This window comes from Shewanella sp. SG44-6 (assembly GCF_014164185.1).
Lineage (GTDB): Bacteria > Pseudomonadota > Gammaproteobacteria > Enterobacterales > Shewanellaceae > Shewanella > Shewanella vesiculosa.
In genome coordinates this window covers 1-12,190 of sequence record NZ_JACJER010000027.1, presented here as the reverse complement: position 1 = coordinate 12,190, position 12,190 = coordinate 1, and the positions used below count along the sequence as shown (strand labels likewise).

Sequence of the window (12,190 nt, the reverse complement as noted above, 5' to 3'; positions counted from 1 at the left end):
TAAATAACTCAACTCAATCGACTTTTTTGATTGTTATGTTAGCTTTACATTTGTGTATGGATAACGGGACAGTGGAAATCTTATGCGAATAGATATAGATGCCTTTAATGTACTGCAAGTACTTGTTGAAGAAGGAAGTTTTGCAAAAGCTTCAGAACGGTTACACAAGGCACAATCGGCAGTAAGCTATCAGATTAAAAAACTGGAGCAACATCTGGGGGTAACATTATTTAATCGAGATCATTATCGAGCGGAATTAACCCCCGAAGGTAAAGTGATTTTGGCCGAAGGGCAGCGCTTATTACAGCATTTAGCCAATATAGAACATCTTGCCAGTCGCTTTAGTCAAGGATGGGAACCTAAACTTGAATTAGTGATAGACGGCGCACTGCCGATGGAACCGATTATGACGGCTTTAAAACGGATGTCGGAGCATAACATACCCACTAAAATTCAACTCAATATGGAGTTTTTAGGCGGAGTACAGCATCGATTTGAACGTGATCAAGCCGACTTAATGCTAGTGAAAGACTATCGTACCGGACCCTCTTATCATCCTAAAGCATTGCCTACCATTACCAGTGTGCTGGTGGCATCATCACAGCATCCATTAAGTCAGCTTAAGAGGATTAGTTTGCCTGAGTTACAGCAGCATGTAGAGTTGACCATTGAAGACTCATCTCCTGGTAAACGTGATCGCGATGAAATGCAGTTTGGCGGCGATAAAGTCTTTTATTTGTCGGGCTTTATCATGAAAAAAAATGCCTTACTAAAAGGCCTAGGTTTTGGCTGGATGCCAGATTTTTTAATTACTGAAGAATTACATCAAGGACAACTTATTGAAGTTGATTTTATTGGTGGTAATCGGTTTAGTTTTACCCCGCAACTAGTATCAACTTTAGAACGACCACTTGGTCGAGCAGGGCAATTATTTACTGAATTAATTTTGCAAGAATTTGCCCAATATCAGCAGCAGCAACAATTAGGGTTAAGTGGTGCAGGATTGGGTTAATCATTGGCATACGTCTGGAGAGCCATCAACAGATTTATTGGGCAGCCTAGCATAGTGAAAAGTTGTCGTGTTAAATTGCGGATCCTTTTGTTATTTTATAACATTGTTACAGGGAAATTATTTAGCTTTGTTAGGCGACAACAATGTTAGGCGACAACAATCAATCATAAATTTTTAAGGAATGAAAATGACCAGAAAATGCCATGAAGTAGATTATGAAATTATCGGTTCTAGTATGCAGCTTGTTGAAGTTGAACTTGATCCAAATGAATCAGTGATTGCTGAAGCAGGCGCGATGACCTATATCGAAGAAGATATTAGTTTTGAGGCTAAAATGGGTGATGGCTCTGAGCCTGAATCTGGTTTCTTTGGCAAGCTACTGGGGGCTGGTAAACGTGCCATTTCGGGTGAGGGGATTTTTATGACTCACTTTACCAATGAAGGTCAACATAAACGAAAAGTGGCATTTGCTGCGCCGTTTCCTGGGACTATTTTGGCGATCGACTTAGCTCAACATCAAGGCGAACTTATCTGCCAGAAAGACAGCTTTTTAGCAGCGGCTTTAGGTACGCAAGTGAGTATGAAGTTTAATAAGCGATTAGGAACCGGTTTTTTTGGTGGTGAAGGTTTCATTCTACAAAGCCTTAAAGGTGATGGTATGGCATTTGTGCATGCCGGTGGCACACTGATAAAAAAAGAACTGCGTGGTGAGACATTGCGAGTTGATACTGGGTGTTTAGTCGGATTTACGCCCGGGATTGATTATGATATTCAGCGCGCTGGTTCTTTAAAATCAATGGTGTTTGGTGGCGAAGGTTTGTTTCTTGCGACCTTACAAGGTCATGGGACAGTATGGTTACAAAGCTTACCGTTTTCTCGCATGGCTGACAGAATTATTGCTCATGCACCATCTCGTGGTGGCAAAGATCAGGGTGAAGGATCTGTGCTTGGTGGAATAGGGCGGATGATTAACTAATCTGGGCATTGGCTGATCTTATTCATTTTCGTTCGCAGTTAGATGCTCAGACGATTTAGCGCTAATTGTCTGAGCCGTCTTTAGGAAGCGGCTTTTAAAAGAATAGTTACCTGTTAGCGACCAGCTGCCCAGTGGTTAATTCAAGGTTATTAATCTACGTTTGTTAGTTTCATAATATGTTGGTATTGCTCTTGTGTGACGGGCTGAACACTCAGGCGAGTACCTTTAGCCACTAGTACCATATCTTGCAGTAAGGGATCTGCCTTCAATTGCTTCAAGCTGACTGGGTTAGAGAATTTGGCCATAAATTGAATATGCACTTGCCACCAACGAGGTGCAGTGGCGTCAGATTTCATATCAAAATACGCTGAGCGGTCATCAAAAGCGCTGACATCAATTTGAGGCTGACTGCTAATGTTGGCTAAACCTACAATGGCAGGTACTTTGCAGCTAGAGTGGTAAAACAACACTAGATCACCCAATGCGATTTGATCGCGAATATAATTACGTGCTTGATAGTTACGAATACCTTGCCAAGCAACCGTTTGCTGCTCACACATCTGAAGATCATCAATGCTAAAGTCATCTGGTTCAGACTTCATTAACCAATAGTTCATGCGATTCCATTACTGTCATTAAAGAGAGTGAATTACTTTTCTGTGCTTGATTATGGCAATGTACACGCTGCGAAGACAATTAGGCAAATAAAAAGCCGATAGCACTGTGCTATCGGCTTTTTATAACAGTGGTCATTCAACAGTTATTAATGAATGCTAATAAGTCGGTTTGGCAATAACAGTTTGACCAATAGGGGTTAAACTTAATAAGGCTAACTTAAGATGTTGTAACGCGAAAGGAATACCTATAATTGTTACAAAACAAGCCAATGCATGGACTAGATGGCCAATCGCAAGCCAAATACCAAAGCATAAAAACCATATAACATTACCGACTAAACCTAACGTGCCAGTGCCAATATCTTCTTGGCCTGAAAGGTGTTTTCGGTTAACCGTTTCTTGCCCAAATGGCCAGAAAGCTAGCTCGCCAATAACAAAACATGCACGGCCAAATGGGATACCAATGATACTGATAAAGCATAATAGCCCCACCAACCACCATGCTAGGCCCATGATAAAACCACCCATAAGAAACCAAGCAATATTAAAGATTAAGCGTAAAAGTGACATTTTCAATCCTATCAATAGTCAATATTACTTAGAATATAGCGATATTCATGCCATCTTTTTAACTGTTTGATTATAATAGGTTAAATGTTAATTTTTTACTTTATGATTAGGTGTGTGTGATGAGTAATACAAATGAATCGATGAGATTTATCATTTTTTAGTTAAAATACTCATATTACAGTTGATTAAGGCAATGTATGTTTTCGATAAGCCCAGTACAAGCGATGAACTTTGATGGACGCAGCATCTATATTAAACGGGATGATCTATTACATGCTGATTTTAGTGGTAATAAAGCGCGTAAATTTTATCATTTCCTCCATCATGATTATTCACACGTTACCCAGCTAGTGGCATCGGGCTCGGCACAAGCCAACTCATTATACTCCTTGTCTGTACTTGCAAAGCTGCAAGGATGGAAATTTGATTACTATGTAAGTCATATCAACACATTCTTGTTACAACATGCTCAGGGTAACTATGCTGCTGCCATACAAAATGGTGCCAATATTATTGATGTCAGTCATTTGGCCGATGCCGAAAACCTTCAAGGTATGCATTTAGACGATGCGATGCAATACATTGTGTCGTCGCACCCAAATTACACAGATAAAAATCAATTACTATTTATTCCCGAAGGTGGACGTTGTGGGTATGCCGAAACCGGGATAACACAACTCGCCAGTGAAATTATTCAATGGGCTCAAGACCGACGACTAAATGAATTGATGGTATTTCTCCCCTCAGGTACGGGGACCACTGCGGCTTATTTAAATAAACAAATTATTCAACAACTGACTCAATTATCATTAACGGAAGTTTTTGCTATTGAGGTGTTAACTTGCAGTACTGTTGGCGGAGATAAATATTTACGCCAACAGTTTTCACAATTAGTTGATGAGATTTATTTTCCTAGAATTATTAATGATGGTCATAAATATCATTTTGGGAAATTATCACAACGTTGTTTTGATATGTGGAAAACAGTTTGCCAGTCGGGAATTGAATTTGAATTGTTGTATGATCCGGTTGGCTTTTTAGTATTACAACATTATTTAAATAGTCAGGCTGTCAGTGCCACCAATGTTCTTTACATACATCAGGGGGGAGCCTTAGGCAATAAAACCATGTTACCAAGATACCAACGAAAATTTCCTCACTCGGTTTGATCACACCAGTGCAGGATACATTTTTGCTACAAGGTATTGATAGTAAGAGAAATAGGTTTTTTAGATGGTTAACTTGGGGTTTAAAATTGAAGAGTAACTTGAAAATAAGCTAGTGAGCTATTCATTTTACTCTGTTTTAATAAACATCGGTAATTGAGAGGAGAATACCGAGAAATGAGTTTATTAAATAACAGAGTAAATGATTAACGCAAAGCGTTAGGGGGGATTACTTATTAGCTGATAATAACCATTTCATGAAGTTTATTGCTTCAATACGCTTTGAAAAGGTTTTTTTGTTTTTACCTAGGCTGTCGGTAAAAGCAATTGAGTTTTTGTTTGACGAAATAGAATTAACTGGAAAGCTAACTGAAATTTCGTGTCCATTAATGTTGTATGACATTGGCCACACTCCTTCTATATATTCACCCATTAGGTGAGACAATTGTTCAATAAAATATCCTTGGCATTTTTTAGTGTTGCAAAAGATTAATGTTTCGAGATTTAACTTAACCTATCTTTTACTCACTAATCAAGTGTTGTTATGTGAATAGTTGATTAAGGTCTAATTTGTGTCTACAACTTTTATGTTGCCACATAGCCTAAAATCACAGTAATACATACAGCACTTAATTTGTAAGTTGAACATAGTTTTATGACAATAAGATTACGCCAATAGAAATTATCATATCAACAGAAATCAATTGAATTTAAAACAATGTACAGAAGCTTGTCTTGGGTTTATTTACGAAGTGAAGTTGAGCAGACTTACAGGTAGGTAACCAAAATTAACAAGAAAACTAAATCTGTGTAGATAATATACTGAGTGTTTGCATATGGCAATAGTCTTTTTCAATTTTTAATCAAATTAATGTGCTTTTCGATTAAAAAATAGCTAATCCTAATGGCATTACTGGTTATTCATAGGATAATTTCACTGCGTTATACAGTTTAGCTCATAAAAATGGATGATGAGGTACCTCATCATCCATCTTCTAAATCATTCTTTTAGAAGAAATTAAACTAATAATCTAACTTATGCCGCCATCATCAGCTAAGTGATAAGTTGGCATACGTAAGCTATCTTTGCAGCGAGCAGTAAATAACTCGCAAGGATATTGATATTTAGTAAATTAGATCACCAATTGGATTTAGTAACTTACTTATACCTTTAGTGAAGTATAAGGGCGCATCTACTACGGTGTAACACAAACAACCATCAATTGTTTTAGGTGAATGTTGGTGCGCTTTATCAAGCAACATAAAATCACCTGGTTTATAAGTGTTATAGCAATCGCTAAACTCTCCTGCCAGTAACAAGGTTAACTCTGCACCTTTATGAGTATGCTCAGGTATTTCACCATTAGCAGCAATGTGTAACAAACTCGCTCTTGCTTGCGGCTCTCCGGTATCAAGTCTTAAACGACTCACTTTACCAATACCTTGCCATGATGCATTGATTTGATTGCGAAATGCTCTTGGTAAAGAGTAATGCTGACCTTTGATGTTGACACTGTTATCTTCTGTCTTGTCGATATTCGTCGGCTGCTCGGCCGCTAATGTATCTAGAGTTGAATTTAATAACTGGCTCAATAATGCGTCTAACTGATCATTATCTTTACTGTTAGCGAATTGTGGTGCTACTGCCGATTCAAATTGCTGTTCAGACATGGCAATTGTCATCTGGTCAAGCTGCTGTTGGCAATGCTGACAAAACTCAGCATGGGCAGAGATTGCAATCGACATGGACAGCGGTAATTCGCCTTTAGCATGGAGAGACAGCATGTGCTGGTCAGGGTGGTAATTAATCATAGTGTTTCTCCATAAAGCTTTTCAATTTTTCTAAACCTAGTCTAAGTCGAGATTTAACCGTTCCAATTGGAATATTAAGTTTGTCTGCAAGCTCTTGTTGAGTCAGCTCTTGCATATAAATACCTTGTACTACTTGGCGTTGTAAGGGAGGTAATTCCTCTACATGCTGCAACAAAGAAGCCGACAATAAGAAGTCATTGTCGTCATTTTCTGCATCATCAGATTCAAACAATGGCCAAATGTCATCACCAAATGCATCTTCGCGGTTATGTTGCACTTTGCGAAGCATGTCAAAGCATTGATTACGCATTATGGTGAAAACCCAAGTGCTTACAGCTGCTTTATCTGCATTATAAAGATGTGCTTTGGTCCATACTCGAGTCATTGTCTCTTGCACTAAATCCATTGCTAAGCCCTGTTGACTTAAACGCTGTACGCCAAAAGAATTAATTTTAGGGCCAAAATGCGAAAAGAGTTTGGCAAAAGAAGTCTTGCATCGATGATTAGCGACTTTCATCATTAATGCAGCGAGTTCATCTGCCATTGGATTTGGTTCGTCTGATTTCATAGCACCGCTTCGTTTAATTAGGGATCTCTGTGCAAGATGTCCCTTATCATAACGATTTTGTGCGCTTTGTGATTGAATATTTTCCATTATTTTCACTCGCATCCAATAATTACTTCATTAAGCATAATTAATTATCTTATCCATGCAGTTGCTAATGTGGCCTAAAAAGACATTAGCAACTTCATTGACAAACAATAGCTATAATCATGTATACGAAAGCTCACTTAATTAAGATCACTCTTGTTATTATTTTATGATATCGAATAAGAATGATTTAGCTAATTGGTGGTCATGACTATTTATACACTGATATTTTTGTTTTGAACTCAATGGGATAATTTCAAGCCAACGCTGGCATACCCAAGACATATCATTAAAACTTTCTTCAGAGTAATGGGCCAGATGCTGCGGATACTGCTGTAAAATTTGCTTTAACGTTTGACTCAGTATTTTATCTTTTTTTCGGTTAATCTTATTGCTTTGAGCCGGTTCAATTTGTTGTTCAATGATATCGCTTGGCCAAGAATCAATTAAGCTGACGTCACCTCGTTTCAAACCGTCATCATCAACGCTAATGTGGTTAATGGTGAAGGTTTGTTTTCCTTGAACACTGATACCTAATAAGCCATCGTCAAGCGTCTCAAAGTCAATAATTTGGGTTAACGTACCAATAGGTAGAATGGTTTTTTTATCATCAGCCAGCATACATAAGCCAAACCCAATACCACTCTTTAGTGATTCAGATACTAAGCGTTTGTATCTGGGTTCAAAAATGCGTAATTGGGTATATCCCTGAGGCAATAAGCAAACGGGTAGTGGAAATAATGGGATATTCATAACGGCACCTGTATCAGATATAACAAATAAACTTACTTAATGTACGTGTAAAAAGAGCTTAACGATCATCTTTTAATGCGCCTTGATCCACCCAAATTAGATTGTTGGTGTTAATCCCCAATGCTGAGAGTTTGTTTATAAAACCTTGTTTGGTGTTGGAGTTAATCACAGCTGTTCTTGAGAGGATCCATGCATATTGCGCGTTAGGGCCAATGACTAGAGCATCGGTATATTGACCATTAGGAGCTTGGATTACGTCATGTATTTGGTATGCGCCATAAAAAGGACCAAAAAATGACACTTTAAGTAAGCCTTGGTCACTTCCATCAATAAAATAAGCTTTACCATTAGCTTCATCCCATTGCTGTTCATCTTGTTTAAATCCACGGTTAGTCACCACAACCTTGCTTCCTTGAAGTGTATATTGTGCGGTCACATGGGACATATTTCGCTCAAATGAGTGATCGAGGCGGGCGATTTCATACCAAGTTCCTAAGTACAGATTTAGTTCAAACGGTTTTACAACAGTGACCGGTTTATCGATTAAGGTACAAGCAGATAAACTCATTATTGAGAGCCATATGCTTAAGTGCCTCAGAGGTTGGGTGATATTTATCATGTATAACCTTTGCTGAAAGTTTGCGAGATGCAACAGCTTGCTTCTCTAATAAAATATGATACGAATTAAGGACGCTTTTTGATCTTGTTTAAAGGTTTTTTCTTTTTTTGGGGGATAAATCTTGTTTTAACACTGTTAATAAATCTTTTTTAAGTATAATTAGCGTTAATAATACATTTTTACGTTGTTTGTAGGTGGGACTCGTCCATGAGAAAAGTGCTCGATACGGTTGATCAAAGGACTAAGCTAGTTGGCGAAAATCGTTTAGAACTATTGCTGTTTCGCATTAACTCGACCCAGTTATTTGCCATTAATGTATTTAAAGTTAAAGAGGTGGTTAAGTTACCTCCGCTAAGTAACTTGCCTGGCAGTAACCACAACGTCTATGGTGTCGCTAATATTAGAGGGGTGTCGATCCCTGTGATCAATTTGCGTGAAGCAATTGGTTTTTCACCTATGCCGGTGACTGAAGACAGTAACTTGATTATTACTGAATATAACCGCAGTGTGCAGGGTTTTTTAGTCGGTAAAGTTGAGAATATTGTTAACATGACCTGGAGTGATATTATGCCTCCGCCTAAAACCTCTGGAGGGCATAATTACTTAACCGCGATAACTAAAATAGAAGACCAAGGTCAATCACGATTAGTATCCATTATTGACGTAGAGAAAGTCTTAGCTGAGATCATTAGCTATGATGTTAAGTTGTCAGATGGTGTGCTTGATGAATCTCTGACTTCTCATATGCCAGGGCGTAAGATATTAGTCGTCGATGACTCCTCCACAGCTCGCAAGCAAGTGAGGGACACATTAAGTAAGTTAGGCATTGAGATCCTTGAGGCATCAGACGGGCTACAAGCGTTACGGTTATTACAATCGTGGGCCGATAAAGGTCAAAACGTTGCCGAAGAATTGCTTATGATGATAACCGATGCAGAAATGCCTGAGATGGATGGTTATAAGTTGACTCATGAAGTCCGTAATGATCCCCGAATGGCGGCATTATTTATTACACTCAATACTTCTTTAAGCGGCAGTTTTAACCAAGCTATGGTGAAAAAAGTCGGCTGCAATGAGTTTATTTCTAAATTTCAACCCGACTTGTTAGTGAGTGTTGTTCAAGATCGTTTACGTGCTATTCTTTCATAGGCAATAGCATAAATCGTTAACCAGAGGCACGTATCCAGAGTGGATTGAGTTATTGAGCCGCACCTTGGTCCATATCTTCGATCAACTCATCAAGAATTCGACGCTGGTTTCCAGGGGTAATACCAATATTGAGCCGAGCTATTTTGACCGCATGGCCAAATTGGGCTTTACCCAATAGCGTAATGAGCTGCTGTAAAAAAATACTGTCTAAAGACAATGTTTGGCTGTAGTGGCTAATGGCTTTAGTGAGTGACGTAAACACAATGCCGTCAAATTCAAAACCTGTTTGATATTGACTCACATCGCCAGCAATCTCGCCATCGAGTAATATACCTTCCAGACTTAATGGCCAACCTCTTGCATTCATTCGACTTTGTGCAATTTGGTACATCATCCAAGCACTTTTTTTAAAGCCTCCAAAAATCATACAGTCAAATTCTGATTGTTCGAGTTCTTCTTCAGTCCAGTTAATTCCAATGGCCAAGTCTTTACGGTATAAATGCATTAAATTGTCTTTTACTGCATCTCGACAATCCCAAATAGAGGTCAGCAGATTTTTCTTGGCTAGCATATGGCATTCTTTACACGCCGGAATCGTTAAAGAGGGGTGGGGTGTGTGAGTCATTCTATAATAATCAAACAATTGATTACTTGGCTCGTTACAAAACCAACATGTATGACGTTTATCAAAAGGAATATCAATCTGTGTAGGCATGGATGCAATACTATTAATGAGCAGTGAAATGATGGCTGAACTTAGTGGCTAAGCGTAAATTAATCTGAGCTTAGGATTATCATACGCAGCGATAACACCAAGCTGTGGCTTGTGAGTTATCGCTGCGTATGGCGCTCTTTGAATGACCGACAAAGTCGAACCTAGTGTAAAGAATAACCTTAACAAAAGGTAAAGACGCTGTTTAAAGTGCGCTTTTTATTCCCTATTCAGCTTAAATTAGTGACGATTATTCTTTTTCAAAATCGACTAATTCTTTAGCGAGTACGATAGGATCAATTTCTAAGCACTCTTGTTCTGCTTCCCAATTAACACCGATTAGAACGCCATCGTCATTTAAATCACTCACCCAGTATTCTAAGAACTCCGTTAGCGTAATAGTAACCGGATTATAGTCAGCCCATTCATCAGTGCAGTGACTTTTTGCTGCAGCTTCGCTTGACCAAAGTGGCATAACATCTGTTTCTTCAAATTCTGATGAGTCACATACTACCCAACCCTCACCAGTTTCATCTTGTAAGCCCCATAAGACTTGATGTTGTTTTACGCTTTCGATAAAGCTTGATAATGCTGCAGTTTGTTCTGTCATGATTAATCGCTCAAATGAGTTAGAATTAATGTCATTATACGGACTCATTGAATAAGGAAAAGGCTTAATTAATGACAATTATATTTAGCTGGAGACTTAAGCAGTGTTTAAAGGCTAAATTGACTCATTATCTTGTGACTCTGCGGTAAATGAGAGCAGCATAGATAATAGACACATCAAAAGTGTTTTGGTGATAATAGCTAGTGGCTCGTTGTGGTTGCTGCCAGTCTTTATGGCATGGCTCTTATTAAACTAACGTTTAAATGCGATGATTGCTTGGTTTTATGAGGTATTCATAATGGATAAACCATGGGGCTATTTTACATGCTGCTGTGGTTTTGAGTCGGTTTACCATGATTGCGCACTTGTTAGCAGATTTTTCATTTTTCACTTCGGTTTAGCATAAATAAACAGGGTTTAATGTTAACAGCTCTTGTTTCCTTAAGGCTGATGCGTCACGATATTCAATATTCATTTTGCGTAAATTAAGTGTTGTTCATGGCCCATAAAAGACGTTTATCTGTGTTTATTGCTTCAATGTTTTTATCTAGTACCTTATTAAGTGCTTGTGCGGTATCGGCATCACCCGATCCTGTTGCAGATGTTGCTCCTGCTCAAGAGCAAGCTGATTTTGCCACTTGTGTCGTTACGTTACAGCAAAAAGCTAAAGCCGCAGGGATTTCACAACAGATTATCGACACTACAGTGGCAAATTTAAAGTATGTCCCTAGAGTGATTGAATTAGATAATCAGCAACCTGAATTTACCACCACCTTTGGTGATTACTTTGATAAACGTGTCACTGCGTGGCGAGTTGAGCAGGGTAAAAAAATGTTGGCTGAGCATAAATCATTATTAGCTAAGCTCACAAAAGAGTATGGCGTACCAGGGCAATACATTGTTGCTTTCTGGGGGCTAGAAACTAATTTTGGGAGTTATAAAGGCAGCATGCCTGTGCTCGATTCATTAGCAACATTAGCGTGCGATCCAAGGCGTAGTGATTATTTTACTGGTGAGTTACTGCAAGCGTTGACCTTAAAGCAGCAGTATAATTTTGCCGACAGTAAAATGGTTGGTTCATGGGCCGGAGCTATGGGGCATACTCAATTTATGCCAACCAATTATCGAAAGTATGCGGTAGATGGCGATGGCGATGGTGTTGCTGATTTATGGAACAGTACTGATGATGCACTGACATCTGCGGCAAATTTTTTACAGCATCTAGGTTGGAAAGCAGATGAACGATGGGGGCGTGAAGTGTTGATTCCTAGCGATTATTCTTTTGCTTACTTAGGCGGTAAACATCCTCTACCACTGGTTAAGTGGCGTGAGCTTAATGTTAAGCAAGTTAATGGTCAGCCTTTGTCTACACCAGATATGCAAGCAGCGTTATATTTGCCAGCAGGGCACACAGGGCCTGCTTTTTTAGGATATGACAACTTTAATGTGATAATGCGTTGGAATCGTTCTGAATTTTATGCCATTTCAGTGGGACATTTAGCCGATCGTATAAATGGTGGTGCGGTATTAACCCGTGCAGTA

Annotated in this window: 14 protein-coding genes; 5 read left to right on the top strand and 9 right to left on the bottom strand. The window is 38.8% G+C overall.

From position 1 onward, the window contains the following. Nucleotides 1-82 precede the first annotated feature (82 nt). Nucleotides 83-1,012: a LysR family transcriptional regulator gene (locus tag H5185_RS07025; protein WP_124015825.1), complete on the top strand. Its 930-nt coding sequence runs from the start codon at nt 83-85 to the stop codon at nt 1,010-1,012. Nucleotides 1,013-1,199: 187 nt separating this feature from the next. Further along, nucleotides 1,200-1,988: a TIGR00266 family protein gene (locus tag H5185_RS07020; protein WP_124015826.1), complete on the top strand. Its 789-nt coding sequence runs from the start codon at nt 1,200-1,202 to the stop codon at nt 1,986-1,988. Between the two features lie 149 nt (nt 1,989-2,137). Here the strand turns inward: H5185_RS07020 and H5185_RS07015 are convergent, their stop codons facing one another. Both H5185_RS07015 and H5185_RS07010 read right to left on the bottom strand, forming a co-directional pair. Then, on the bottom strand, nt 2,138-2,605 hold the full coding sequence (locus H5185_RS07015) for an EVE domain-containing protein (protein WP_182741693.1): 468 nt from the start codon (nt 2,603-2,605) through the stop codon (nt 2,138-2,140). A 156-nt stretch (nt 2,606-2,761) separates the two neighbouring features. After that, on the bottom strand, nt 2,762-3,175 hold the full coding sequence (locus H5185_RS07010) for a YccF domain-containing protein (protein WP_182697118.1): 414 nt from the start codon (nt 3,173-3,175) through the stop codon (nt 2,762-2,764). A 197-nt stretch (nt 3,176-3,372) separates the two neighbouring features. Between H5185_RS07010 and H5185_RS07005 the strand changes: the two genes are divergently transcribed. Further along, entirely contained in the window at nt 3,373-4,344 is a 972-nt protein-coding gene (locus H5185_RS07005; protein ID WP_182741692.1) for a 1-aminocyclopropane-1-carboxylate deaminase/D-cysteine desulfhydrase, read from the top strand. 226 nt (nt 4,345-4,570) lie between these two features. Here the strand turns inward: H5185_RS07005 and H5185_RS07000 are convergent, their stop codons facing one another. The 5 genes from H5185_RS07000 to H5185_RS06980 all read right to left on the bottom strand — a co-directional run bounded on the left by H5185_RS07000 (nt 4,571) and on the right by H5185_RS06980 (nt 8,126). Beyond that, a complete protein-coding gene (locus tag H5185_RS07000; RefSeq protein WP_124015830.1) occupies nt 4,571-4,744 on the bottom strand; it encodes a hypothetical protein in 174 nt (57 codons plus the stop codon). 722 nt (nt 4,745-5,466) lie between these two features. Continuing rightward, nucleotides 5,467-6,153, bottom strand: a complete 687-nt coding sequence (locus H5185_RS06995; RefSeq protein ID WP_124015831.1) for a ChrR family anti-sigma-E factor — start codon at nt 6,151-6,153, stop codon at nt 5,467-5,469. After that, complete coding sequence (locus H5185_RS06990; protein WP_124015832.1) at nt 6,146-6,808, bottom strand: sigma-70 family RNA polymerase sigma factor; 663 nt, start codon at nt 6,806-6,808, stop codon at nt 6,146-6,148. The genes H5185_RS06995 and H5185_RS06990 overlap by 8 nt, the downstream gene beginning before the upstream one ends. A gap of 159 nt (nt 6,809-6,967) precedes the next feature. Beyond that, a complete protein-coding gene (locus tag H5185_RS06985) occupies nt 6,968-7,558 on the bottom strand; it encodes an LON peptidase substrate-binding domain-containing protein (protein WP_124015833.1) in 591 nt (196 codons plus the stop codon). Nucleotides 7,559-7,616: 58 nt separating this feature from the next. Continuing rightward, nucleotides 7,617-8,126 (bottom strand): lipocalin family protein, encoded by a 510-nt coding sequence (locus tag H5185_RS06980; protein ID WP_220492705.1) that lies wholly within the window; start codon nt 8,124-8,126, stop codon nt 7,617-7,619. Between the two features lie 258 nt (nt 8,127-8,384). On the opposite strand from H5185_RS06980, the gene H5185_RS06975 reads away from it, so the two are divergent. Further along, complete coding sequence (locus H5185_RS06975; RefSeq protein WP_124015834.1) at nt 8,385-9,326, top strand: chemotaxis protein CheV; 942 nt, start codon at nt 8,385-8,387, stop codon at nt 9,324-9,326. Nucleotides 9,327-9,375: 49 nt separating this feature from the next. Here H5185_RS06975 and H5185_RS06970 read toward each other — a convergent pair whose 3' ends face one another. Together H5185_RS06970 and H5185_RS06965 are read right to left on the bottom strand one after the other, a co-directional pair. Beyond that, a complete protein-coding gene (locus tag H5185_RS06970) occupies nt 9,376-10,050 on the bottom strand; it encodes a hypothetical protein (protein WP_165870077.1) in 675 nt (224 codons plus the stop codon). Between the two features lie 238 nt (nt 10,051-10,288). After that, on the bottom strand, nt 10,289-10,648 hold the full coding sequence (locus H5185_RS06965) for a DUF2750 domain-containing protein (RefSeq protein ID WP_182697124.1): 360 nt from the start codon (nt 10,646-10,648) through the stop codon (nt 10,289-10,291). Between the two features lie 498 nt (nt 10,649-11,146). Here H5185_RS06965 and H5185_RS06960 point away from each other — a divergent pair. Further along, the coding region (locus H5185_RS06960) for a lytic transglycosylase domain-containing protein (protein WP_182741691.1) at nt 11,147-12,190 on the top strand (1,044 nt) is incomplete at its 3' end.